The sequence below is a fragment of the Erwinia oleae genome, assembly GCF_000770305.1.
In the GTDB taxonomy this organism is placed as follows: domain Bacteria; phylum Pseudomonadota; class Gammaproteobacteria; order Enterobacterales; family Enterobacteriaceae; genus Erwinia; species Erwinia oleae.
In genome coordinates this window covers 127,593-154,251 of sequence record NZ_JNVB01000001.1, presented here as the reverse complement: position 1 = coordinate 154,251, position 26,659 = coordinate 127,593, and the positions used below count along the sequence as shown (strand labels likewise).

Annotated in this window: 23 protein-coding genes; all 23 read right to left on the bottom strand. The window is 45.4% G+C overall.

From position 1 onward, the window contains the following. Window positions 1–160 precede the first annotated feature (160 nt). On the bottom strand, window positions 161–1,387 hold the full coding sequence (locus GS12_RS00585; RefSeq protein ID WP_034943063.1) for a lipopolysaccharide biosynthesis protein: 1,227 nt from the start codon (window positions 1,385–1,387) through the stop codon (window positions 161–163). Beyond that, complete coding sequence (locus GS12_RS00580) at window positions 1,388–2,287, bottom strand: ATP-grasp fold amidoligase family protein (RefSeq protein WP_052118309.1); 900 nt, start codon at window positions 2,285–2,287, stop codon at window positions 1,388–1,390. It lies immediately after the preceding gene. 247 nt (window positions 2,288–2,534) lie between these two features. Beyond that, on the bottom strand, window positions 2,535–3,941 hold the full coding sequence (gndA, locus tag GS12_RS00575; protein WP_034943061.1) for an NADP-dependent phosphogluconate dehydrogenase: 1,407 nt from the start codon (window positions 3,939–3,941) through the stop codon (window positions 2,535–2,537). A 127-nt stretch (window positions 3,942–4,068) separates the two neighbouring features. Continuing rightward, a complete protein-coding gene (locus tag GS12_RS00570; protein WP_034943060.1) occupies window positions 4,069–5,085 on the bottom strand; it encodes an EpsG family protein in 1,017 nt (338 codons plus the stop codon). A 17-nt stretch (window positions 5,086–5,102) separates the two neighbouring features. After that, window positions 5,103–5,846 carry a glycosyltransferase family protein gene (locus tag GS12_RS00565; RefSeq protein WP_034943059.1) on the bottom strand — a complete coding sequence of 248 codons (744 nt, stop codon included), beginning with the start codon at window positions 5,844–5,846 and terminating at the stop codon, window positions 5,103–5,105. Then, the gene (locus GS12_RS00560; RefSeq protein WP_034943058.1) at window positions 5,843–6,811 is read right to left on the bottom strand and encodes a glycosyltransferase family 2 protein; all 969 of its coding nucleotides are present in this window, start codon (window positions 6,809–6,811) and stop codon (window positions 5,843–5,845) included. The genes GS12_RS00565 and GS12_RS00560 overlap by 4 nt, the downstream gene beginning before the upstream one ends. Then, window positions 6,804–7,559 carry a glycosyltransferase domain-containing protein gene (locus GS12_RS22885; protein WP_052118308.1) on the bottom strand — a complete coding sequence of 252 codons (756 nt, stop codon included), beginning with the start codon at window positions 7,557–7,559 and terminating at the stop codon, window positions 6,804–6,806. Before GS12_RS22885 ends, GS12_RS00560 begins: the two co-directional genes overlap by 8 nt. A 55-nt stretch (window positions 7,560–7,614) precedes the next feature. Then, on the bottom strand, window positions 7,615–8,163 hold the full coding sequence (gene rfbC / locus GS12_RS23135) for a dTDP-4-dehydrorhamnose 3,5-epimerase (protein WP_034943057.1): 549 nt from the start codon (window positions 8,161–8,163) through the stop codon (window positions 7,615–7,617). Window positions 8,164–8,166: 3 nt separating this feature from the next. Then, complete coding sequence (gene rfbA, locus GS12_RS00545; protein WP_034943055.1) at window positions 8,167–9,042, bottom strand: glucose-1-phosphate thymidylyltransferase RfbA; 876 nt, start codon at window positions 9,040–9,042, stop codon at window positions 8,167–8,169. A 46-nt stretch (window positions 9,043–9,088) separates the two neighbouring features. Continuing rightward, window positions 9,089–9,988: a dTDP-4-dehydrorhamnose reductase gene (gene rfbD / locus GS12_RS00540; RefSeq protein WP_034915868.1), complete on the bottom strand. Its 900-nt coding sequence runs from the start codon at window positions 9,986–9,988 to the stop codon at window positions 9,089–9,091. After that, window positions 9,985–11,073 (bottom strand): dTDP-glucose 4,6-dehydratase, encoded by a 1,089-nt coding sequence (gene rfbB / locus GS12_RS00535; RefSeq protein WP_034943053.1) that lies wholly within the window; start codon window positions 11,071–11,073, stop codon window positions 9,985–9,987. Before rfbB ends, rfbD begins: the two co-directional genes overlap by 4 nt. Before the next feature lie 386 nt (window positions 11,074–11,459). Next, window positions 11,460–12,473 (bottom strand): UDP-glucose 4-epimerase GalE, encoded by a 1,014-nt coding sequence (gene galE / locus GS12_RS00530; protein WP_034915873.1) that lies wholly within the window; start codon window positions 12,471–12,473, stop codon window positions 11,460–11,462. A 49-nt stretch (window positions 12,474–12,522) separates the two neighbouring features. Next, a complete protein-coding gene (galF, locus tag GS12_RS00525) occupies window positions 12,523–13,419 on the bottom strand; it encodes a UTP--glucose-1-phosphate uridylyltransferase GalF (RefSeq protein WP_034915875.1) in 897 nt (298 codons plus the stop codon). A 194-nt stretch (window positions 13,420–13,613) separates the two neighbouring features. Further along, entirely contained in the window at window positions 13,614–14,954 is a 1,341-nt protein-coding gene (locus GS12_RS00520) for a lipopolysaccharide biosynthesis protein (RefSeq protein ID WP_034915876.1), read from the bottom strand. Further along, window positions 14,951–16,174 (bottom strand): glycosyltransferase, encoded by a 1,224-nt coding sequence (locus tag GS12_RS00515; RefSeq protein WP_034943051.1) that lies wholly within the window; start codon window positions 16,172–16,174, stop codon window positions 14,951–14,953. Before GS12_RS00515 ends, GS12_RS00520 begins: the two co-directional genes overlap by 4 nt. Before the next feature lie 4 nt (window positions 16,175–16,178). Next, window positions 16,179–17,426, bottom strand: a complete 1,248-nt coding sequence (gene wcaK / locus GS12_RS00510; RefSeq protein ID WP_034943049.1) for a colanic acid biosynthesis pyruvyl transferase WcaK — start codon at window positions 17,424–17,426, stop codon at window positions 16,179–16,181. A gap of 147 nt (window positions 17,427–17,573) precedes the next feature. Next, complete coding sequence (locus GS12_RS00505) at window positions 17,574–19,793, bottom strand: phage tailspike protein (protein ID WP_034915881.1); 2,220 nt, start codon at window positions 19,791–19,793, stop codon at window positions 17,574–17,576. Window positions 19,794–19,872: 79 nt separating this feature from the next. Then, on the bottom strand, window positions 19,873–20,673 hold the full coding sequence (locus GS12_RS00500; protein WP_034943048.1) for a glycosyltransferase family 2 protein: 801 nt from the start codon (window positions 20,671–20,673) through the stop codon (window positions 19,873–19,875). Window positions 20,674–20,685: 12 nt separating this feature from the next. Continuing rightward, a complete protein-coding gene (locus tag GS12_RS00495) occupies window positions 20,686–21,741 on the bottom strand; it encodes a glycosyltransferase family 4 protein (RefSeq protein ID WP_034943047.1) in 1,056 nt (351 codons plus the stop codon). 116 nt (window positions 21,742–21,857) lie between these two features. Further along, entirely contained in the window at window positions 21,858–22,985 is a 1,128-nt protein-coding gene (locus GS12_RS00490) for an EpsG family protein (protein ID WP_034915886.1), read from the bottom strand. Window positions 22,986–23,018: 33 nt separating this feature from the next. Then, the gene (locus GS12_RS00485; protein ID WP_034915889.1) at window positions 23,019–23,924 is read right to left on the bottom strand and encodes a glycosyltransferase family 2 protein; all 906 of its coding nucleotides are present in this window, start codon (window positions 23,922–23,924) and stop codon (window positions 23,019–23,021) included. A 100-nt stretch (window positions 23,925–24,024) separates the two neighbouring features. Continuing rightward, complete coding sequence (wzc, locus tag GS12_RS00480) at window positions 24,025–26,205, bottom strand: tyrosine-protein kinase Wzc (protein ID WP_034943045.1); 2,181 nt, start codon at window positions 26,203–26,205, stop codon at window positions 24,025–24,027. A gap of 12 nt (window positions 26,206–26,217) precedes the next feature. Then, window positions 26,218–26,652, bottom strand: coding sequence for an arsenate reductase/protein-tyrosine-phosphatase family protein (locus tag GS12_RS00475; protein ID WP_034915894.1), 435 nt, complete (start codon window positions 26,650–26,652; stop codon window positions 26,218–26,220). Window positions 26,653–26,659 lie beyond the last annotated feature (7 nt).

Here is a 26,659-nt window from a genome sequence, read left to right as displayed (position 1 = left end):
AGATTCAAAGATGACATACTCTTCTTATCACACAGTACACTACCTTATAGCCTGATATTTGCTGGATCATGAAGACGCACTTCTGAGTAACTTCCTACGCAGCATTATTTATAGCATTGCGTATTATAAAAAATCACATTCAGCTTGTAATAGGAGTGCTTCAGATCGCAGAGCCCTTTTTTAATTTAAAATAATAGTATGCGAATAGAGATGCAAATAGTAGCCTTGCCATTAAGAGCATCAAAATTGCACCATAAGCATGGTAAATTTGAATTAAAGGGTAGCAAACTACAGCGGGAAGAATTGAAGATATTATTGAAATTCTTTTAAAATGTGTATCCAGCCTTTGCGGCAAGAAAAAACCATAGGAAAACGAGCACAGAATTGAATATAAAACAATACCTGGCGAACACAACAGTAAATATTTTTGGGCCAATTCATATCCCTGGCCTAAAAACAGATAGATAATTTCTTTTCTGAAGAGAATAATAGCTATAAAAGGAATTGCTGAAAGCGATAAATTTATTAACAACAAAGCCTTCAACGTAGACTTTCCTTTTACGACCATAGGATACACGGATTTCGCTGCGATAGCCTGAAAACTTCCCGCAATGTTTATAATCCTCAATGCAATTGAATAACAGGCAAAAACCATTGGACTAACAATTGCACCAATAACCAAAGGCGGTATATTACTATAGAGATTCGGTGCAAACTCGCCTATAAATGCATCAAGGCCTTCTTTAAAATCTTTACCTATAGAGTTCGTATTACTTATTTTTTTAACTTTGATCCGATGAAGTCGATAGATATACATTATAACGCCAGCTATCAGGAAAGCATATGCATTTAACCTGACAGCCGATGACACTGAATCATGATCCTTAACAAATACAAAAATCAGTAATAACTGTAAAATTCGTGTTGCGACTGTTACAAGGGAAAAGAATTTCAGTGTGGACGTACCTTGATGGAACCATGGCGCTGACAAATAATATCCAACCGCCGAAGCCACCATCACTTCGAAATAAAAAAGCAAACTAAAGCCAGGAATAAAAAAATGACAATATATAAGGGATAAAGGAATAAAAAGCAGAGTTAATAAAAAACGAATCCGTTGATACCTTGAGTAAACATAGTTCAGTGCCTCTTTATCGCCTTTTTTTTCAGCAGCGTCTCTCACCCCTGTAATATTTGTACTGTAGTCTATGATAATAAGCATAAATATAGACAGTGTACTAAAAAGTAAAACTGTACCATATCCATTTACACCAAGTACCCGGGAAAGGTAAGGCATTGTTATGATAGGAATCAACATTCCAATAATATTTATCGATGATAATCCGATAAAATTACTGAGAAACTCTTTATTGAAAAACTTTAACATTCACGAAGCCTGTTCAGAAGATTTATTTTCATTATATTTTTCCTCATAGTCGTCATTCCAAAGCTCTCCCCATATATCATTATACTTTTCCGGATTAAAGGTTTCACCTGCACAGCCATGGGTCAAAGTTATCTCACCGAACAGAGGCTTATTGTTAACAATATACCAATCAATGCGCACATAGGCTAATCCTTCGCTGAGTTTCTTTGACAGTGATAATAACTCATCAAGTTTATTTGGTTTTTCAGCAGGTATCGTGGAATTGGGGTGATCCAGGGTAAAAGGTATAAAATTCCAGTCCTCATCGAAAAAATCACGAGTATGCGCATCGCCATTATCTTCAAACCTGTCATAATCAACCTGGATGAAAAATTTAGATCCTTGCTTAGAATTAAAACAGTGCACCTTATAATCATATGGAATTTTGCCGTCATCAGAAACAAGTAGTTGTTCAACCATAAGACTAGGCTTTATATATTTATAATGTTTTTCGAAATTTATTCGACTGAAATCCATTTCAAGCCAGCTATTAGTCAACGATAAAACATCGCTAAAGGCATGTTCAGCTTTCGATGTAACAATTAAATTTGTTCCACTGGCATGATTAGCTTTAATAACAAATGATTCAGGAAAGTGGTTCCAGTCATTTATGGTGAGTTTATCGCCTTGCCACAATAGAGGGATTAAATAATCCGTACCAATACGGTTTTTAATATATTCACGGACAGCTAATTTATCAGCCAATAATGCATAAAACTGCTTAGGCCTACGCATTCTTAAAGCAATTTTTTCATTAAATTTTTTCGGGTGAATTATATTGGGAAGAACACCATGATGAAAATAATAACGATAAAGTGAATGAATTGAATCAGGGATCAATTTTTTAATTAGACGTTTCATTTCAAGAATTCTTCTGAAGAGTTGGAGTTTAGATTGTGGAATCTGATTTTAGAATCTCACTAATGCAATATTCTCATTAATAACAGGTGAAGTTTTCCTCAAGCCATATAACCTTCTCGGGTTACCTCCAACAATTATCATCGGCGGCACATCAGCTTAATGCAGTATAATAATTATTGCTAAAAACACGTAACTAATAAAAAACCCGGAAAAATTTCCGGGTTTTATACAGATAAAACGAAAACGATTAATTCATCCAGTCAGTGTGAAATACACCTTCTTTATCGGTACGTTTATATGTATGCGCACCAAAATAATCACGCTGAGCCTGTATTAAGTTTGCTGGCAGTTTTTCTGAACGATAGCTATCGTAATAGGCGATTGCAGCAGAGAACGTCGGAACCGGAATACCATTTTGCACGGCATAAGCCACTACATCGCGTAGCGCCTGCTGATAGTTGTCAGCGATTTGCTTAAAGTATGGTGCCAGCAAAAGGTTTGCAATGCCCGAATTTTCTACGTAAGCATTGGTGATTTTTTGTAGAAACTGAGCACGAATGATACAACCTGCGCGGAAAATTTTCGCGATCTCACCGTAATTGAGATCCCAGTTGTTTTCATCAGAAGCCGCACGTAATTGAGAGAAGCCCTGTGCATAGGAAACAATTTTACCCAGATAGAGCGCACGGCGTACTTTTTCAATAAACTCTTTCTTATCATCTGCGGGTTTGGATTGTGGACCGCTCAATACTTTTGAAGCGGCGACACGCTGGTCTTTCAGAGATGAGATATAGCGTGCAAAAACAGATTCAGTGATTAAAGATAGCGGCTCGCCAAGATCAAGGGAACTCTGGCTAGTCCATTTTCCTGTTCCTTTATTAGCGGCTTCATCCAGAATAACGTCAACCAGATATTTACCGTCTTCATCCTTTTTATTAAAAATATCTTTAGTGATATCGATTAAGTAGCTACTTAACTCGCCACTATTCCACTCGGTAAAAGTCTGTGCCAACTCTTCATTTGAAAGATTCAGACCGCCTTTAAGCAGAGCATAGCTTTCTGAAATTAACTGCATATCTCCGTATTCGATACCATTATGAACCATTTTGACATAGTGTCCTGCTCCGTCCGGACCTATATATGACACGCAAGGTTCGCCATCCTCTGCAACAGCGGCAATTTTTGTCAAAATAGGTGCAACCAGTTCATAAGCATCCTTTTGACCACCAGGCATTATTGAAGGCCCTTTCAAAGCCCCCTCTTCTCCACCTGAGACGCCCGTACCGATGAAGTTGAAACCCTCTTCCGAAAGTTCCCGATTACGGCGAATTGTGTCATGATAGAAAGTGTTACCCCCGTCGATAATGATGTCGCCTTTATCAAGGTAGGGTTTGAGGGAATCGATTGCTGCGTCAGTACCAGTGCCCGCTTTTACCATTAACAGGATACGCCGTGGCGTTTCGAGAGACTCAATAAATTCCTGTACTGTATAATAAGGAACGAGTTTTTTTCCCGCATTCTGCGCGACAACTTCTTCAGTTTTTTCGCGGGAACGGTTAAAGACGGAAACAGTATAACCACGGCTCTCGATGTTGAGCGCCAGGTTGCGCCCCATGACTGCCATACCGATGACGCCGATCTGTTGCTTGGACATTATATACTCCTGTCTGGTGTATCACCGCGAGCTAAGTTCGCGGATTAGTAATAATTTTAATATTACTCTATCTGACAATACGATCTGTTGAAGTATTTCAATGAAATCGCTAATCACACTAATTCTGTCAAAACGAGAGCAAACGATATGGTTCAATAATGGCTGCCTTGTTGTAAGTCAAATATAATTGCAAAGCAGAAAAGACAAACAAAACTGAACTATATATCCATCGTTGATCGCTTCTGACAAACTTTATGGTATTGGCTAACAGAACAACCTGATAAATTAAGAAAAATTCGCTTATCCTGAAACTCAACACAGGAAAATCAATAAATACGTAAAATGAAATAATGGAAATACCGTAAAGTTTAAAAGCCACATTCATTTTGGAATCAATAAATGCCTTCTTGAAAAAACAATAGGTAACAAAAATAGCCACGTTAAGAACTGCTAATACGTTTAAGGGATTAACAGTTGAATTATTAGCGTTATCAATATAAGTCAGGTAGTTAAGAGGTAAATGTAAGTATATCATTGAAATATAAAGATAATACTTAATATTAATAAAAGAAAACCCTAACCCGCATAATAATGCAACAAGCCAGAATGTCGCATTCGGCTTTTTTCGATTAACAAAAAATATGACGATAAACATTATTGAGCTTAGATGAAAAAAAAATGCAAGTATTATATATATGAATGCCATTACTTTTTTATTTTTTATATAAGCATCGAATGACAAAAGGCATACAGATACAGCAACAGCCGCTCGCACTTGCGTCAGGTCTAAAAGTAAAAATAGCTTTCCAAAATACACTAAGAAAAAGAGACTAACAGGCAATGATAATCGTCGCAGAGCTTTAATCTTTAGAACCGTCGCCAAAAAAGCCAAAATTATAAAACTAACTGCTATAGGCAACGAAAAATGCTGAGCGCCACTAAATATTAAACTGGATATTGGTTCAGGAAAATATCTGGGTTGAGCTAAATAATATCCGTTATAATAGTTTTGGAAATCATGACTTACCTCTGGAGCAATGAAACCCGCCATAACAAATAAAGCAACTAAAACTAAAGCAATTAAATAATTATTACGCGCAAGGGTGCTGATAAAAAGAATAAAAAGTACCACCCAATAAGCCATAATTTCAATTTCCAATATTAATATTTAGCAAAAAAGCAATATCTAAATACACTTTTAATATGCCATAAAAAATGTTTAGAGAGGATATTTCTATTGTTATGCGCTGCGAGGTGAAGCGCTTCTATTCCAGGAATGTACAGAACACGTTGATTAGTAAGCGAATAAATCCTACGACATATATCAAGGTCTTCACAATACATAAAGAATTTCTCATCAAAGCCATCGACCTTGTCATACAAACTACTTTTTATAAGTAAAAAAGATCCTGAAGCCCAATCTACGAGGCATGGTTCTTTTATTTTAGATTTATCAATTATTGTCTCATTTTTATTTAAAAGAAAAGATTCAATAAAATGCTTGATAGTAGGGAAATTCCGAATATTAGCATCCCGTTCAGTTTCTTTTTTTACCAGATCTATTGTCGCAATGTTAGCTGAATATACTTTCATCTCATTCATTGCATCTATTAATATTTCGGCAGTGACACTAACATCTGGATTAAGCACCAGGAATAAATCATCAGGTTGCAGATTCAGAATATCTTTCGCATATCTATAATTTTGGTTGTTATTTTCGCCAAAGCCTTTTTTTTTACTATTTTTAATATAATGTAATTTATGCCGAAGGCAATAATTTTCTAATTCGCTCTCACCGACATTATCGGTCACAATTACAGGGAAGTTTTGAGCTAATTTCAGTAATGTTCCAAGTTTTTTTATTAATGAGTAATGCCCATGAGACACTATTGAAATAAAAATCATTTACCTATGCCTTTAAATATAATTAAATATGTTCCGACAGTTTTTAGTGACGAACTTTTTTTTAAGTTTACTTTTAATGCTGCGTATACTCTTTTTATTTTAGACGATTTCGCATCGACATATAAAGATAAAGCATCAATATAAGCTAAGCTTTCATCTGAAAGATCATTTAAATAACGTAGTTTGATATCCAGCATTTGTTGAATAGTGCGTTCATAATTACGACTTGCAGAATAAAATGACTTTTTAAAGTTGAAAAATGCATTCAAAAAACTATTACTTTTTGCGCCTACTTGATTGTTGGCATGTTGCCTGTATTTAATAAATGTCTCATTGCTGATAAATCGAATCTCTCCATATATTTTACAGACTACTATGAGCCACCAATCATGCATCAGACATTTATCTGGTAATGGAAAACTCTTTTGAATTAGTTTTTGATTGAACATCATAGTACATCCTGGAGAAAGATTTTGAATCAAGAGATTATTGATATTATTCACCCAGGACTCTTTGATCGATTGATAATGCAAAAATGATTTATCCACCAAACGTAAATCAGAATCAACAACTTCCAGATCGCTAAATATTAGCAATGGCAGGTTTTTGTTACACTTCTCTGCTTCTTTAATATATGCAATAATTTTATTCGGCATCCAGATGTCATCCTGATCAGACAGCATAATAAATTCACTGTTTGCCAATCTGATGCCTCGTTCAAAATTTTTTGCGGGACCATAAGGCTTTCCCTGGTCACTTTTAACTAATATTAATTTATTGGGAGGGATTGTCCTGGCAATAATATCTAGTGTATGGTCCGTCGAGTTATCATCGCAAACAATGATTTTATTAATTATTTCGTCGAAACTATGCATTGCGAGGATAGAATTAAGTTGTTCGGATAAATACTTCTCTCCATTATATGTCGCCAACACAATATCTATCTTTCCTGACACGTCATACATTAAATAGACTTCCTATTGTTCTGTTAATAATTTTCTTAAATTTTGTCTCTAATGTTTTGTGTCTGTTATTTGCATGCCCCATATAACGGAAATATTTATTCTCATATCTGGCATCGCTAGGCCCCATATTATTAACACGGAATTCCGTTCTCCATATTACATAGGGTAATGCAAGCTGATCTCTCTTTGCATTAAATTTATCTATATATTCCAGCCACCATTTTTCCATCAACTCGATGACTTTAGGTTCATTATGTGAACGCAATAATATGTTCGCTTCATATAATGCATCATGGCAGAAATTCTCTTTCTTGTATTTCCGTAATTGCCTGTTAATAATCCAGAAATAATCCGTCCCTATGAAAGAGCAAATTTTACCTTCATCAAAAATATTATCTCTCTCAGGGTGCGAAAAAATTGAGAAATCAGACTTAGAAAGTTGACTGGAACTCCACTCAAATATATCTCCACACAGTAAAATATTCCCATCAATATAGAGGGAATATTTGTAATCAGGAAATACAAGATGAGGGTTTAATTTATAAAAACGGTTAAAATCTTTATTATTAAGATTTTTTTTAGGTGGTGTCAGCAATTTCCATGGGGCAGGCAGGTCAATATATTCATTACTGATGATAAAATAGTCGCATCGTTCATCTATTGATTTAACCGGCAATATCTGATCGTAACCACCCGTGATGACACTATAAACTGCAAGCTCTTTGGTTTTAACTTCTTTAATTTTCATAGCGTTTCAATATAAATTGAATATATATTTCAAATACAATGCAATAATCTTGCATTCATTGAAATATTTCAGCCTGGCCAAGTGTTGGTTGCTTGCTATCTTTAGTAGAAAGAATTTTTTCCGAAATCTTTGGCCAATCGATACCAATATCAGGATCATTCCAAAAAATTCCGCGATCGCTTTCAGGATGATAATAATTTGTAGTTTTGTATACAAATTCAGCAGTATCACTTAGTACTAAAAATCCGTGCGCGAATCCTTCTGGGATCCACAGCTGTCGTTTATTTTCAGCAGATAAATGTACGCCGACCCATGCTCCAAATGTAGGAGAAAATCGTCGGATATCTACTGCTACATCAAACACTTCGCCAACTACGCAACGTACTAGTTTACCCTGAGCGTGCGGAGCGAGCTGATAATGAAGCCCTCGCAATACTCCTTTAGCGGACTTTGAATGGTTGTCTTGAACAAATTCAATTTTTCGTCCAACTGCTTCTTCGAAAACTTTCTGACTGAAGCTTTCAAAGAAGAATCCGCGTTCATCGCCAAACACATTCGGCTCGAAAATGAGCACATCAGGTATATCAGTCTTTATAACATTCACAGGCTAGTACCCTTTCACCATCTTGAGCAAATACTGCCCATATTCGTTTTTTGCCAGAGGCGCTGCTAATTTTTTTACCTGATCGACATCAATGAAGCCTTTACGATATGCAATTTCCTCTGGACAGGAAACTTTTAAACCCTGACGCTGCTCTATGGTCTGGATAAAGTTGCTTGCTTCAATCAGACTATGATGTGTTCCCGTGTCCAGCCATGCATAGCCACGTCCCATCATCGCGACGGAGAGATTGCCCTCCTCCATATACAGGCGATTGATATCGGTAATTTCCAATTCACCACGCGGTGAGGGCTTAAGTTTTTTCGCCATTTCCACTACGCGATTATCGTAGAAATAGAGACCTGTAACTGCGTAATTGCTTTTAGGCTTCAACGGCTTTTCTTCAAGGGATACAGCTATACCATTTTCATCAAATTCAACCACGCCATAACGTTCAGGGTCATTAACGTGATAAGCAAATACAGTTGCTCCGGTAGTTTGATTCACGGCTGCCTGAAGCTCTTTAGGTAAATCGTGCCCATAAAAAATATTGTCACCTAAAACCAGAGCACAGTTTTCATTACCGATAAACTCTTCACCAATAATAAAAGCCTGGGCCAGACCATCAGGACTGTTCTGTACCTTATAGGTAAGATTCAGCCCCCACTGGCTTCCATCACCAAGTAGTTGCTCGAAGCGTGGCGTATCCTGCGGAGTGCTGATAATCAACATATCGCGAATACCCGCGAGCATCAGTGTGCTAATCGGATAGTAAATCATGGGTTTATCATAGATTGGCAGCAGTTGCTTACTTACTGCCATGGTCACCGGATACAGACGGGTACCCGAACCACCAGCCAGAATAATGCCTTTACGTGTCATGCTATCTCTCTAATTTTTTGATATTCAGAATATCTTTCCTGCAAGATTATATTGCCCGCAAGGCGATCAATTCTTCAAGCATGCGCCTCACACCATACTGCCAGCCAGGAAGCGTCAGCCCAAAGGTCTGACGAAATTTCTGCGTATCCAGTCGGGAGTTACCAGGCCGACGGGCAGGTGTTGGATAGCTGCTGGACGATACCGAATGAACCGTATTCAGCGCCAGCTCAATTCCAGCACTCTCAGCCTGTGCGAACACAAGGTTTGCATAATCGAACCATGTTGTTGTACCCGCCGCCGCCAGATGGTAAAGACCGGCAACCTCTGGCTTTTGTTGCGCCATCAATAAGGCATGAGCAGTGGCGTCGGCGAGTAAGTCTGCGCCCGTTGGTGCTCCGAACTGATCGTTGATAATCGATAATTCTTCACGAGCCTTTGCCAGATTCAGCATGGTCTTCGCAAAATTATTCCCTTTAGTCGCATAAACCCAACTGGTGCGAAAGATCAGATGCTTCGTGCAATATTGCTGTATTGCCTGCTCGCCCGCCAGTTTGCTTGCGCCATAGCTGTTCAACGGCCCGGTAGCATCATCCTCATTCCAGGGTCGATCTCCGTTTCCCGGAAAAACATAATCGGTAGAATAATGTACCAACCAGGCATTTAAACGCTGGGCTTCTTTAGCGATAGCGCCAACCGTCACAGCATTAATCTGCCGCGCCAGTTCTGATTCACTTTCAGCTTTATCCACTGCGGTATAGGCTGCCGCATTGACGATAATTTCCGGTTTAAGATGTCTGATAGTCGCAATAATGCCGTCGGTGTCAGTGAAATCGCCACAGTAGTCTTGAGAACAGGTAGCCAGTGCAGTCACCTCGCCCAGTGGTGCAAGTGCTCGTTGTAAAGCCCACCCAACCTGGCCATTTTTACCAAAAAGCAGAATATTCATGGCTGGCGTTCGCTATAATTTTGTTTGATCCACGCCTGATATGCGCCGCTCTTAACGTTTTTTACCCACTGGCTGTTTTCAAGATACCAGTGAACGGTTTTTCGGATGCCGCTTTCAAAAGTTTCAACGGGTTTCCAGTTAAGTTCTTTGCTAATTTTTTCTGCATCAATGGCGTAGCGGCGATCATGGCCGGGTCGGTCTTTTACATAGGTAATCTGACGATGATAACTGTCATCTTTTGGCACCAGCTCATCCAACAGATCACAAATAGTCTCCACTACCTGTAGATTCTGTTTTTCATTATGACCGCCAATATTATAAGTTTCACCCACCTTCCCTTGGGTAACCACGGTATAAAGCGCGCGTGCGTGATCTTCTACATATAACCAATCACGAATTTGATCTCCCTTGCCGTACACCGGTAGTGGTTTTCCTTCAAGTGCATTAAGTATGACCAGTGGGATGAGTTTTTCGGGGAAATGATAAGGGCCATAGTTGTTGGAGCAGTTAGTAACAATCGTTGGGAAGCCATAGGTGCGCAACCAGGCACGAACTAAATGGTCACTGGACGCTTTTGACGCTGAGTAAGGGCTGCTGGGGGCGTAACTCGTTTTTTCAGTAAAGAGAGGTAGTGGCGCCCCTCCCTTGACTTCATCAGGATGCGGCAGGTCGCCGTACACTTCATCGGTGGAGATGTGGTGAAAACGAAAAGCGGATTTACGGGCCGCATCCAAATTTTGCCAATAGGCGCGGGCCGCTTCGAGCAATACATACGTGCCGACAATGTTTGTTTCAATAAAATCTGCTGGCCCGGTGATAGAGCGATCGACGTGACTTTCAGCGGCCAGATGCATTACCGCATCAGGCTGATGCTCAGCAAAAATTGCGTTAATCGCAGCTTTATCACAGATATCTGCCTTCACAAAAGCATATCGCGGGTCCTTACTCACCGCCGCAAGCGATTCTACATTGCCTGCATAGGTTAATTTATCAACATTGATTACGCTATCTGGCGTAGACGTAATAATATGACGCACCACTGCTGAACCGATGAAACCCGCTCCGCCTGTCACTAAAATTTTCACGCAAAATTTCTCTCTTGTCTGTTCACCCGGTATTTTGACACGCTACCGCCCCTGGCTTTTGCTACCAGTTGCAATGAATCGTCTTAAGGCCCGATTTTCATAATTGTTAACGTGATTAACATCTCCGGGGCTGCAATCTCACTGCGGCCCTGGTTAGCAAAAACGCTACAATTCTCGTACGATCCCTGTCTGCATACAAGACATAACCTGCACTAAATGCCCAAGAGCAGATAAAAATTGTTAAGAAAGCTGCATCATGATGAAAAAATAGCTGAAAGGGATACTTAATTTTGAAGTGTTATCAGAGCGGCGCTTAATTTTTAAGCTATTACATATTGATTGAAAACAAAAAAACTCCCCTCAGGGAGTTTGTCAGTTGGGTATGTCTAGCGGTATCCGTTAGGATTCTGGCTCTGCCATTTCCAGGTATCGCGCATCATCTCATCAATACCGCGTGATACGCGCCAGTCCAGTTCTTTATCCGCCAGGGAGGCATCGGCCCAGAATGCGGCCAGGTCGCCATCGCGGCGTGGTGAAACCTGATAAGGGACAGAACGGCCTGAAGCCTGCTCAAAGGATTTCACCATTTCCAGCACTGAATACCCTTCACCCGCCCCAAGGTTATACGCTTTATAACCCTGAATCGCCGGTAAATGATCCAGCGCTTTCAGATGTCCTTCGGCTAAGTCCATCACGTGAATATAATCGCGTACGCCGGTACCATCTTTGGTGGGATAGTCATCACCAAACACGCCCAGCTTCTCAAGGCGACCAATGGCAACCTGCGCAATGTAAGGCAGCAGATTGTTTGGCGTACCGTTTGGATCTTCGCCAATCTGGCCGGATTCGTGCGCGCCAACCGGGTTGAAGTAACGCAACGCAATGGTTTTAAAATCAGGATTGGCTTTGGCGTAGTCACGCAGGATGAATTCAACCATCAGCTTTGAGGTGCCGTAGGGGCTGGTCGTCCCGCCGATTGGCGTGGTTTCCACATACGGAACCGGCGCATCCGCCCCGTAAACCGTGGCAGAAGAGCTGAATATAAACTGATTGACGCCCGCTGAACGCATCTCTTCCAGCAGCACGAGTGTGCCGGTAACGTTATTCTGATAATACTCCAGCGGCATACGGGTAGACTCGCCTACCGCTTTCAGGCCGGCAAAGTGTATTACCGCAGTAATATCGTGCTGTGCGAACAGATCGCGCAGGCAGGCGCGATCAAGAATATCGCCTTCGCAAAAAACGGCTTTTTTACCGGTTAGCTGCTCAACACGCGTGAGAGATTCACGTGAAGCATTGCTCAGGTTATCCAGCACCACCACGTCATCGCCGCGCTCAAGCAGCGTCAGAACCGTATGAGAACCAATATATCCGGCGCCGCCCGTTACTAAAATAGCCATGTGGACTCCTTGCTACCGCGCGCACTGGCGCGATCGAATTCGAAAGTAATTACTTCGCTAAGATGGTTTGGATCGCTTCGCGGAAATCACGGCCCTGGGCATTGCTACGCAGGCCCCATGAGACAAACGCTTTCATATAACCCAGCTTGCGTCCACAGTCAAAGCTTGCACCCGAAAGTTGGTGAGCGTCAACCGGCTGTTTTTTAGCCAGGTTAGCGATGGCATCGGTCAGTTGGTAGCGGCCCCATGCGCCAGGCTCCAGGTTTTCCAGTTCCTGCCAGATATCGGCGGCCAGAACATAACGGCCAACGGCAGCCAGATCGGACTGAAGCGACTGAACGTTTTCCGGTTTTTCGATGAAGTCGACAATTTCGCTGACCTGACCTGGATTATCCATCACTTCTTTCGTCTTAATAACCGAGTATTCAGAAAGTTCGGCTTCAGGCATGTGGTGAGCCAGCACCTGACTGCGTCCGGTCTCTTCAAAGCGCGCTACCATCGCCGCAAGGTTGTAACGCAGCGGATCGGCCGTAGAATCATCCAGCAGAATGTCCGGCAATACCACGACAAAGGCTTCATCGTGCAGCATTGGACGCGCGCACAAAATTGAGTTTGCCAGGCCCAGCGGTTGTGGCTGACGCACGTTCATAATCGTCACGCCGGGCGGACAGATTGACTGGACTTCGCTCAGCAGTGAACGCTTAACGCGTGCTTCAAGCAGCGCTTCCAGCTCATAAGAGGTATCAAAATGGTTTTCAACCGCATTCTTGGATGCGTGAGTGACCAGAACTATTTCCTTGATGCCAGCCGCAACGCATTCATCAATGATGTACTGGATCATTGGCTTGTCGACGATGGGTAACATCTCTTTAGGAATGGCTTTTGTAGCAGGGAGCATGTGCATACCCAGACCCGCAACGGGGATTACTGCTTTAAGCTTGGTCATATTTTTTCCATATAAATGAAGTAAAAAACGTTCAGCGATTATGCAATAAAGTCATGATCGCTAAGTATAATCTTTATCTGAAAATTTTCCGCTCGGCCTGAGTAAATTAAGCGATAAGCGTATCAGTCAATTCTGTTAATTAAAAAAAAGGTAACCGCTTAAGGGTTACCTTTTGCAATGCCTGATAATTTGATTTAAAACAAGCCGCTAAACCATTCAGGCCGGATAAATAAATTGAAATGCGCGACCAGCGCCATTATCCCGACAAACACCAGCGATACGGAAACCCACTGTCTGGCGTAAGGAATAAAGCCAATCCCAATCACCGGCTTAATGAAGAACGGATGAGCAAAGGCAGAGATCAGGGCTTGTGACAGCGACAGCGTCAGCGCCACATACCACACCTGTGGATAGAACCACGTTGTCGCCAGCACCAGAACCACAATAATGCTTGCCACGATATTCCACCAAAACTCAACGTTGGTTCGTCCGTTCGCCTGTGAGATAGCGCCTGTCAGGCCGCCCATCGGCCGCAGCATTCCAAACAGCAGCATCAATGGAATAAGCTGTCCGACAGCCTCATGCGCCGTACCGTACAGCACGCGAACGATCACTGGCGACATGATGCCAATAGCCAGATAGAGCAGACTACTGAAGAGCATGATAACCAGCGTTCCTTTGAGGAACAGTTTTTGCAACTGTGCGGGCTCATGCTGCTTTTCCGCAAAGCGCGGTAGCGCAAGGCGATTAATGACCGGCGTGACAAGTTTGAGCGGCTGGAGCACCAGTTCTTTCGCCAGCGAATAAACACCGAGCATTTCCGCGCCCATTACTTTCCCGACGATCAATGAATCAGCCTGCGTCCGTAACTGGTTAACGGTTTGCGAACCGAGCTGATAAACGCCATATTTTAACGAACTGAAAAAAGTACTTTTATCGAATTCGAACGTAGGCCGCCAGGATTTTTCGCCCAGCCAGATCATGCAAAGTACCCGCAATGCAGCATTCGCAAACAGGCCTAAAATAACGGCGGAAACGTTCAGCGGAGAGAAATAGAGCAGCGCAACGGTAAATATAAAGGCCAGCAGCTTGGTGACCATTTCTATCTGCGCCAGCAGCACCATTCTTTTGGCTTTAATAAAATGTGCCTGATATTGCGACAACGAGCCTAATATCAGAAAGTTAAGGCTGGTCAACATTATCAGCCCGGTCAACTGCGGTATATGGTAGAAATACGCAATCGGCCAGGCGATGGCGATCAATATCAGACCGGTAATCAGACTTAAGGTAACGTTGACCCAGTAAATGGTGCTCTGCTCCCGGCGGGTGATGTCCTGGCGATGAACGATATAGCTGCTCATCCCCATATCCTGAAGCACCATGGCAACGGCCAGAATCGCATTGATGATGGCCAGAATGCCCAGCTCGTGCGTTTCAAGCTTGCGGGCAAGAACCCCCAGTTGCACCACCTGTAATGCAGCGGCAAAACAGGTGCCGCCAAACAGCCAAACGGCCTGGTTTTTAAAACTACTCACGCCAGCCGCTCCAGAAGCTGAGCCAGCTCGCGATAGGCGATGTGTTGGTTAAATTCCGTTTCAACTTTTTGACGCGCAGCCGCAACGACAGGCGCAACATCAATATTGCCGTTTGCCAGCCTGAATAAAATTTCACTAAGCGCTTTCGCATCGCCTTCTGGCGCAAGCCAGCCGGAAACGTTGTTTTCAATCAGTTCCGGGATACCGCTGTGCTCGGTTGATACCACCGGCAGACCAACCGCCATCGCTTCCATCAACGCGACAGGAATGCCTTCCATATCGCCATCCGCCGCGGTCAGCGAAGGCAGCAGGAAGATATCAGCCTCATCAAGATAGCGCTTAATCTCTTCCTGTGGCTTAAAGCCCACCAGCTTCACGCAATCTTCAAGGTTTGCATTGCGAATACTTTGCAGCAGTTCGTCTTCCAGATCGCCGTTACCGACGATGGTGTACTCAAAATTGGCGCCCTGCTCTTTCAGATAGCGACAGGCCTCAACGGCGGTGCCTAACCCTTTTTTCTCCGTTAGGCGCGCAACAGAAAGAATGCGCAGCGGCGAATGCAGCGTATCACGCGCTTTGAGATTGAATTTTTCCGGTTCAATACCCATTCGCGTTACGTGAATTTTCTCCGGCGGACACCCAAGCGAAATCAGCTTGTTCTTCCACAGATGACTGATCGGCAGCACCAGTTCGGTCTGTTTGAACAGGTTCACGTAATCCTGCTTATGTTCTTCCAGAATATGACGACGCGAAACATCGGCGCCGTGGAAAACGGTAACCTGTTTGCCCTGGAGAATATTCAGCTCGCGCAGTTTATTGGCCAGCGCGCCCGCATAGCCAAAGTGAACCAGAAAAATATCAGCGGTCCAGGTTTGCTTCGCATGCGCCACAATGGCCGGCAGCAGCAGCTTCATCGACTGCGCGCCATAACGGCCAACGTTAAACGATTTCAGCGTGGTCGGGCTGAGGATTTTCGGCAGCACAATTTTCAGGCGCTCCTTGAGTTTTGCCGCGCCGGAGTCCTGATCCTCCGGCAGCAGATAGTGAATCCTGTCGGAAAGATTGTAGCTGTCGAAAGCGCCGTGGCGGTTAACGTGGTCACCCGGAAAAACCGAAATAATCTCCACGTCGTAGCCGATATCAATAAAATGGGTGACCTGATTCAGTACAAACGTTTCAGACGAAACGGGAAACCGCATTGTAAAAAAAGTAAGTTTCATTCATTTACCCCAGAACCCGGACGACATCTTCGGTAATTTTATTGCCCAGAATCCTTTCCTGCTCAACCGCAAGGTCAACCTGCTGTTTAACGCTCTCGTAGTTGTCGAGAATGCCGTTAACTTTCGCAATGATGCTGCCATCCATCAGGCTTTTCACATCGCTTGCCATATCAGGCAGGCCGAGCTGGTTCATCACGCCCAGCGATTTGTGTTCATAGTTGATGGCTACCGCAGGCGTACCGAAGTTCATTGAAATAATGGCGGAGTGCAGACGCGTACCAATCGTCAGATGAGACTCACCCAGCAGGATACCCAGCTCAAGATCGTTAAACTCATCCATAATCACGTGATAGCGATCTTTTTGCGCAACGTGGTCGCGCAGCATCATCGCGACCATGCGATCATCTTTATGGTAGCTGTCGATGCCGGTACAGGTTGACATCGCCACCACCTGGTAACCTCTGTCGATAACGGCATTAATCACCCGACCAAACGCCGCTTCGTATTCCTGCTGCGTCACGCCCAGGCGCTTGTCGAACGGTGCCAGTTCGCGAACGGTGATCGCCACGGTTTTGGTTTCAGCAATTTTTTTCTGCCAGTGCACAAGATTATGGCTTGGTTCGGCAACATGCCGCTCACGCACCAGAAAAGCAGTATCAGCGCCGGACACCACTTTTGCAGTAGTGATACCCGCAGCTTTCATCATGTCCAGACTGACGCTCTCGCGCAGCACCAGACTGTTAACGCGTGCGAAAACGAAATTCGCAATCTGATTAAAGCGCTCTTTCTGGAATGGCCCGACGCTGTGGCCAATCAGGTAAATCGGTTTTTTCGCTAACAGCGCGCACAGGCAATGCTCAAACTGAAGCGGACCGTAAAGATCGACGAAGAAGGAGCCGCCAACCTGAATGACTGCGTCATACTGCTTCAGCTTGTCGATAAACGCCTGAAGATATTTTGGCACGGCAAAGGCTTTGAACGGGCCGCTGCCGCTAATGTGCGCCATCATGATTTTTGGCATCAGACGGCGTTTAACCTTATCAATCAGCTTGTTGGTCTTTTTCGATTCCAGGAATAACTCATCCGGCATAACGTCCTGCTGTAACAGGTAGCCGGAGCTGGTTGGATAGCGGCTGATTACGTCTATTTCGAGATCGTTTCTGGCAAGTTTGAGTGAATCAATGATCCCACGCAAGATAGCGCCATCGCCCCGGTTACCACATGTGTGATTACCAACCAACAAAATCTTCATAATACCCCACAAGTTTTTTTGTAATTTTACAATTTATTATTAATCAGAGCGTGTGAATAAATAAGTGCAGTTATCCGAAAAATCAACAAAGTAACCGCTCACGTGTGAAAAATTGTAAACGATTCAGCACACGAGCGGTTATGGCCCTTATTGCTTAAGCGCAAAGTAAGGGATAGCCACCTGTTGACCGTTAACCACCATTGAGAGGTAGCCTTCGGCTTTTGACGTATCAACCTGGTCGGCGTTGAGGCGACGCGACTGCAACAGCAGATCGCCCTCTTCGTTCGCGCCGATCCCGGCTTTACCGTTATGGAGCGAGAAGCGACGGACGGCACGGTGAACATTGTCGCCCTGTGGCGGGTTTTCGAAACGCATCCGGCTGTCGAAGCGCGCGCACTGGCCTGTTGCAAAGCGATCTTTTGCAGTCGTTTTCATCATCACGCCAGCCGCACCTATCCAGCCCGCCAGCTTGATATAAACCTGCGTGTTGGCGTCCTGATTGGTGGTGTACATGACGTCCACAATCGGGCTGCTCCCTTCCAGATGCCAGCTTCCTTCAAAACCCTTCGTCTTACGTTGCAGGCTGATCATTGCCCTGCCGCCGGTGTTGCGGTCATTGACCACATTTTTCAGCGCGTTTTTGTCGGTGCCGTTGCTGAACTGCGTCTGACCGAAAACTTCGATCTCCCAGCTGTCGCCGACGTCAGGCGTGTGGATATTGCCCAGCAGATACCATTTCTCCTGATCGCTGTGGTTTTCAATGCGAAAACGCGATGAGAGATAGTTATATTTCATGCTGCCGTCAACGGCGATGCCATAAGACTCCACGCGGGTGGAGCCGCGCTCAAAAGAGCTGAGCCATTCGTCGTCGCCAAGAGAATTATCAATCCAGCTACCGGACTGAAGGTTGGTCTGACGCATGTTGAGACGTGAACAGTGCGCGTTAAGCGGGTTTTTACAGGCTTCCAGGCTCAGCGCGTCAACAATCCACTGCCCGTTCGACAGATCGCCGGGGAATTCGCTGTGTTCAATCCAGCCGTTATGAATAATGGACTGGGTACAGCGCGGCAGGTTGAGCACCTTACCTTTTGTGCAGTACTGAACGTTAAAATTAGAAAGCTCAATGGCGGTGCTGTGATCCCAGTTACCTTTTTTGGTGTTGGTCCAGGCGGCCTTGATCACGTCGCCGGTACACTTATTGGCATACCACTGATCGATTTTACAATCGAGCGTATCCAGCAGGCTGAGCGAAACGCCGCCCACGTTAATAAAGCGCAGGCACGAGCCACGGAAATATTGTCCTGCCGGGCAGGCATTGTGAAAAAAGCCCTGGGTATTAGGCTGTTTGTCGATACCGCCCTCAAAACTGATATTGCTGACTTCAACCCAACGCGCGTTAATTTTAAAAAGAAAATCGGATTTGCCATCGGAAACCAGCGTGGTGGCCGGGAAGTAACCAAAATTAACCGTAGCGCCCGACAGGCGGAAAAAGCGGATATATTTTTCTGAGATATCTAACGAAGAAATAAAGAAACGGCCGGCCGGGAACAGTATTGACAGCTTTTGATTATTTTTCTGCGCCCAGTGGTACATGGCAGTAACGGCCGGGAGCGTATCGGTTTTACCATCTGCGATGGCGCCGAAGTCAAACAGCGTGATGCTGTTCAGATCGTCATTTGCGCGACGCCAGTGAAAGTCCTTGCCGGAAGAGGCAATATAGCCGCCATCGTCCTCGCCTGCGCTGAGTTCGCCAATGAACTCACCGCCGCCTGCTTCCACATTCGCATGCCAGCTTTTCAGGCGAACCTTTGCACCGGAGAACAGCGGGCGGGTCTGGCGCAGCTCCTCATAAGAGGGAATTTCGCCGATGAGCTGATAGCCGGCTGGCTGCGCAAGGCGGCGACTGAATTCGGAGACGCCATTGTTTTTGACATCAGGCACGTAGAACAACTGCTCGCCGTTTTCATTGTGCAGCGCCATTGAATATTCGCTGCCGGACCAGAGCGAGCCTTTCATCGCAACAAATTTTTTCAGCGTATCGCTGTTGAGCGTGATGGGCTGCTGCAACAGGGCAACGTCGCCGTTGGCATTTTTAAAAAAGACGTCAATGAGGTTCTGCGACTGCGTAGGATCGGCACCGGCCTTACCGATATAGAGCTTGCCGGTAAAGTCATGCCAGAACTGGTCCGGCATGGTAAAGACATCATCGGGCGTAACAATCGGCACGTCATTCTTTGGGATAGCGTTGGCTGGCACTTTCTTCAGCTCAACCTGACCCGGCTCCCCTGCACGTGCGGAAAAGGAGCCCAGTGCCGCTGTCGCCACGACGGATGAAAAAGCGGTTCGGATCAAATCTCTGCGTTTCATAAAAATCCCGTGTTTAAAGAGTGTGTGGTTACTGCGTCACCCAGACGTATTCTTAAAAGCGATAACTGCGCACACTGATTTAACCTTTACGGTCTTTCTCATAAAGAAATTGCATGACCTTAACAGGCATAACACGCGTGGAGGTGCGGATCAAAAAATAGATGATGCCGTTGATCGGGTTGGTCTGTTTCAACTTCATTTTCAGCGAAAAGAGCTGAATTTCACTTTTGATATAGACCCATCCACGTCGTTTATTCACCATGTCGCTGCCGGCCCTCACCTTCATCAGCACATCGTGTAAATTAGCCACCTGGTATCCCTGAGCGATCATTCGCAGCCAGAGATTGTAGTCTTCCATAAACAGGTGATGCTGATAGCTTCCCGCCGCAATGACTTTCTCTTTGCGGAACACCACGCACATATGATTAAAGGGGTTTTTCATGCGCGCGAAATGTTTGATTTCATCATTGCCCAGCGGCAAACGCTTCAGTCGCTCCCTGCCGTGCTCATCAAACTCAATAACCGCAGCGCCCAGCAGCGCCACGTCGGGATGCGCCTCCATGTAGGGAATTTGTTTTTCGAAACGGTCCGGCAGGCAGATATCATCGGTATCCATACGCGCAACGATACTGTGCTGGCAGTGATCCAGACCTGCATTAAGCGCTTTACCGAGGCCAACATTATTTTCCAGTGGCACAATTTTTAACGGCAACGAAGCGGTATAGCGGTCAACAACGGCCTTCAGCGCATCGCTTACCGGACCGTCATAGACAATAACGATTTCATCGGCTGGCAGCGTTTGCTGTTGGAGGCTTTCAAGGCACTGATCCAGATTCTCTGGCTTTTCTCTGTTATAAAGTGAAATAAGGACTGAAAACATAATACCTTCTTATTAGTTCAGAATTTGATTCCATTTTTCAAGGATCAGCGTCGGGCCATAATTATCTGAATTCCGCCATGCCGCCTGTGCAAATGCATTTCTTTTCTCTTCGTCAGCGATCGTTTCATTCAGCCGGTTTACGAACGCATCGTTATTATCATACTCAATGACATAACCATCATCGCTGATGATTTCCGACGGCCCGGTTTTACAATCAAAGGCAATGGCAGGCAGCGCGAAATTTTTTGCCTCAATCAGCACCATCGGCAACCCTTCATAACGGGAGGTCATAATAATTATTCCGGCAGCGCGGTAATATTCATCTACCTGCTTGCTTGGGCTGACAATTTCCGTGCTGTCCTGAAGCTGATAACTTTTGATTTTTTGCAGCAGCGCCTCGCGATCTTCACCATTCCCAACGATTTGCAGCGTCCAGCCCTGCTTATTTACCTTCTTCCACACATCAAGCATACGATCGAAGTTTTTCTGATAGGTTAATCGCCCGATAGCCAGCACTCTGTTTTGTTTGCCTGCCATCAACGCAGGAAACGTCGTGTTATTTTTTTCCGTGTAGAATGGCGAAATATTTCGTACGACGTGAACGTTTTTCAGTGCGTAGTGTGTTTCAAGATGGTGTTTGTCATGGTCGGTCAAAACGACAACTTGATCGGCAAGCCGGTAGCAGAATACTTTCAGCTTGCGGATTGGCGTTTTAAACGACTCAATTGACACGTGGTCGCAGCAAATAATTTTTGCTTTCACGCCAAAAAGTTTTAAAGCAAGAATAGACTGTACCGACAGCTTGCCCATTGAAATAATCATGATGCCGTCGGGGTGATTTGCCCGTGCAAAGCGAACAAATTCATGTATTTTTGCGAGTCGCGCAGAGGCACGCGCATACTGGATTTTCACTTTAGCATCGACGGGATAATAAGGGGCGCCCGCTTCAAGCGAAAACAGCGTGACATCATAATTATCATTTGAGAGCAGGCTGGAGAGCGTGCTGGCAACGCGATCCGTGCCGCCGCTGTTCGAAATTCTGTCAATAAGAATCAGCAATTTGTACATATTATTCATCCTGTCAATCGGCCCGGCCGGACGGTAGCTTTCTTTTAACCGGGCCTTCCATCGGGTTTGAACAACCCGTAATTAAAAGGCTATTTCTCGCGCTTTACAGGTCCAGTTCAGCCAAATATTCTGAACAGCGGAGAGACGCTGTAACCGCTTATCGACTGCACCGAAAGGATCGTATTGTAATAGAGGTAGTAAGAAGACATAAAAAACAGCAGCGCGAAATTAAGCATCAAATTCCTGACGCGCATCATCAGGAAAGCGAAAAGAATGGGTTCCGCATGGAGGAACAGGTTACCTACCCTGCCGCCGAAGATACTGAAGTCCGAGAAAGTAATACGTACCGCTGCACCCACGCTGTAGGCAATCAGCAGAATATAGACCAGACGGTCCTCTTTCATAATGCCGTTACGGAAGTAATAAACGGTGAAACCGGCAATGAAAAGAATATTCTTCAGGTTCGCGAGGCCAAATACCGGCGTGGCGGTATCGAAGTTGGTGCCGCTGTAGCTTGCGGCGCGTTCCCCCAGAACCGGAACGATGCCGAGCGAATCAAGAAACAGCTTTTTACCACCGATAATCCCTAACGGAAGAGAAACAAGCACCACCAGCAACGGCAGATATTTACGCTCACGCAGCAGCAGGAACGGCAGGATCAGCAGCACCGTGTAGCCGGTGGAGTGCGATTGCGTACTCAGCACCAAAAACAGCACCGACAGTAAATATTTGCGCGTTGCCAGCGAACAGATAAAAGCGATGGCGAAGGCGCTGGATAATCCGAAGCGGATTTGGTTCATGTCTTTATTTATAAACAGGTGCGTTGAGTATAAACAAAGCGAGCAAAGCATCAGCGGCGAATATTTTTTATAACAATAAGCGTTAGTCGTGACAGCGATCAAACAAATAAAAAACAGAAAGTAGTAACTTTCTTTGGTGAATAATGAAAAGAACCAGGCCAACAGCATAAAGAACTTTTCATAACGATAGATATCGGTGATGGCGTCATAATTGGTAATCTTCAACTGAGAAGAAAAATTATGAAAGAAATCAAGGTATTGGCTATCATCCAGCCCGCTATGCAAACCGCGTATACCACCAAAAAATATCAGTGACATGGTACAGACAAACATCAGCCAGGCGACGACATGTTTAACTCTGGTGTCCTGTAAATTATTTATTGCTGCCAGCTCAAAGATACAGCAGGCCAGTATGCTGTAGCTGATTATCCAATATATTGCCATTCGTTTTTTTCCGCCGTTTTATTATAATTGAGGCTATTTTTTTGATACGCGCTCAGAAAGCTTCTGCTTAACACGGCCTATAAAGTAGTTGCGATTCCCCTTATTCGTCAGCAGAAAATACTGCGCGAAACTCAGGCTCGCCTGAAGAACTTTGCCATCCATTTTATAGCGAATCGGCAGTTTGTAGGCTTTGTAGGTATAAACGTCCCGCTTGCTCAGATAAGGACTCATGCTTTGCAGCCAGAATGTTGAGTACTTAACCGACTCACCTTTATGGCTGGAGTTAAAGGTGGTGACCATATGATAGCTGGCCAGCGGTTTGGCGATCAGGTTGAATTCAAAGCCGCTCTTATCGGCACGAATACAGAAATCGTAGTCCTGATGGCGAATGAAGCGTTCATCAAAGCGGATCTCCGCCGCGTGTTCTCGCTTCAGCACAATGGTGCTGGTCTGAATAAAGCCGTAACAGCCAAAAAGGTATTCTGCAATACTTTCATCGCGCGCGGGCGGAATTAACGGCATGACCTTCAGGAAGCTGCCGTCCTCAATGATGTTGACCTGGCTGTAGATAACAAAGCGATCTTTGCCCTGAGCGGTCAGCTCTTCAATGCGCGTCAGGGTGTCCTTCAGTTTGTCCTGATGCCATTCGTCGTCAGCATCAAGGAAGCAGACATAGTCACCGGTAGAGAGATCGATACCGCGATTCCTCGCCCCGGCGCCGTTCAGCTTAACGTCGGAGAGCACCAGGTTAATTTTCAGCGCGCTATAGCGCTCGCTGTTGACCACTTCCGCCAGCTTTGCCGCATCGGCAGATTTATCATCAACGATAGTGACTTCAAAATTTTGATAGCTTTGCGCTTTCACACAATCAAGCGTGGTGATGATGGATTCTGACGCGTTATAGGCTGGAATAACGATCGAGAAAAAGATTTCCTTCATGGCAAGGCACCTTATAAACGTTCTTCAAAAACGACCTGGCTGGCACAAAAACAAAGAGGAAACTTCCAGATATGATCTGAAAGCTTCCTCCGTTCAGACGTCAGCTTTTGGCGTCGCCCTTGTAGCTGTAATCGTAATAGTCATAGCCATAGCCGTAAGCGTTAGCGGCTTTACGCACCACGGCGTTGAGGATCACGCCTTTGATCTCAATGCCATTCTGCGCAAAGCGCTTATAGCTGACGTCGATTTCTTTCAGGGTGTTGGCTTCAAAACGCGCAACCATCAGCGACGTTCCTGCCAGTTTCCCGATAATCGACGCATCGGTAACGGCCAGAATTGGCGGCGTATCGATAAGCACCAGGTCATAGTTTTTGCTTGCCCAGTCCAGCAGTTGCCCCATGCGATCGTGCATCAGCAGCTCGGAAGGATTTGGCGGAACCTGACCGCGCGGCAGGAAATCAAAACCGTACTCGCCGCGCTGGATCATGTCAGTCGTGAACGCCGTTTTACCCGACAGCACGTTAGAGAGACCGATTTTACCGCTGGCGCCCAGCATTTCATGCGTGTAACCGCGGCGCATATCACCATCAATCAGCAAAACTTTTTGATCCGCTTTCGCAATCAGCGTCGCCAGGTTAGAACAGATGAAGGTTTTACCGATGCCAGGGCTTGCGCCGGTGATCATCAGAATGTTGTTTTTCGCTTCCATCATCGCGAAGTGCAGGCTGGTACGCAGGCTGCGAATCGCTTCAATAGAGAGATCGGTAGGATTACCCAACGCCAGCAGCGTATTGTGCGGATTCACCTTCTCTTTGATGCCGCGTTTTGCCAGTGCTTCGGCATCCTTCTTACGCTGCCATTCAGAGAGCGGCACGCTGGCGTATACGTTGATGCCGTTTTCTTCCAGCTGCTCAGGATTTTCGATACCGTGGTGGAACAGCGCTTTAAGCAGAATATAACCCACGGAAGCCAACAGCCCCAGGATCATGCTCGCCAGAATGATTAACATCTTCTTCGGCGCGACAGGCTTGCTCGCGGTTTCCGCGTTATCAACGATACGCACGTCGCCAACGGTGCTGGCTTTGCTGATGTTCAGCTCCTGCTGACGATTCAGCAGCTGCATGTAGATTTCCTGACCAGCCTGCACATCACGCGTCAGACGAACAATCTCCTGCTGCGTCTGCGGCATCTTGCCAATTTTATCATTCAGCTTCTTCTGCTCGTTTTCCAGCGTCTGGCGTTTCTCAAGCAGCGCACGATAGGTCGGATGGCCTTTCGTAAACAGCTGAGAAACCTCGGCTTCACGGAAGGTCAGTTCGTTCAACTGGCTCTGAATGCTGACGGAGGAGTCCAGCGCCGATTTCGCCTCCAGTGACATATCCACGGAGTCATTTTGACGGCGGTAGATATTCAATTTGTCTTCGGCAGCGTCAAGCTTGGCGCGTACTTCCGGCAGCTGGTTTTTCAGGAATAACAGGCTTTTTTGCGCTTCAGCAGATTTGCGGTCAACGTTCTGACCCACGTAGTTTTCAATAATCTGATTGAGCACTTTACTGATTAACACCGGATCTTCACCGGTATAGGTCAGACCCAGCACGCCGGTATCCTTACCTTTATCAGCAACGGCCAGGTTATCGGTTATCATGCGGATCGCCTGAAGGTTGCTCAGTTTGGTCACGGTAAAGCTGGTGCCGGGATCCACCTGGTCGATGCTTTTAACCAGAATGCTCACACCTTTCTGGTCGACGCGCTGGCCAACTTTGCCTTTAAACAGCTCATCGCCGTCTTTGGTTACGGTATAGCTGTCCGGGCCGTTAACTTCGACTTCAACCTGGCGCTCGTCCCATTCGGTTGGCACGGTCAGTTCAGGAATATCGATCTGACCGGGTTTGTTGCCGCTCAGGCGAGACAGACCGGCGCCGATGACCGGCAGATAATTCTGCTCAACCATCACGTCCAGTCCCAGATCCTTGACCGTCTTGCCAATCACCATGCGCGACGCCACAATTTCAACCTCGGCGGCGGAAGCAGGGGCCGGGCCGCCCATTTCGGTCAGATCGGTAAGCACGGTGTTTGGATTTTTGCTTTCTACCTGCACCAGCGCGTCAGCGCTGTAGATCGGCGTGGCAAACAGGCTATATAACGTGCCCAGCAGCATGAAAAGCGCCGTGACAGCTACAATTACCCATCGATGGTCAATAAGTTGCCCCACAAGATGCGTCAAATCAAACCACTTTGATTCCTCTTTCGACGCTGACGGTATCTTACTTTTTATATTCATGGATAATCTCAACTATCGGCTTAATGCGTTGACCCATTTCTGGGCAGCGTTTTCGAGTAGTCCGTACACGGCTTCAAAGGCTTCGCGGCTTTTCTTATAGGGATCCGCTATTTCCTGCTGGTTGAGCCAGTGACCAAACAACATGGTCTTACCGCGTACGGAAGGGTTGATGCGGGTGACCAGGTCGACATGTTTTTTTTCCATCACCAGGATCAGGTCGTATTGCTGACACATCGCCGAGGTCAGCTGTTGAGCAACGTGGCCCTCCAGCGACAGGCTGTGTTCAGCAGCGACGCTGCTGGCAGTGGCGTCGGCCGCATAGCCGGTCATCGCACTCAGTCCCGCGGAGTCAATCTTTTTATCGGGCAGTGCTTTTCGGAGCAGTCGCTCCCCGGTCGGGGAGCGACAGATATTTCCGACGCAGACCACTAAGACTGAATTGATCATATGTTTC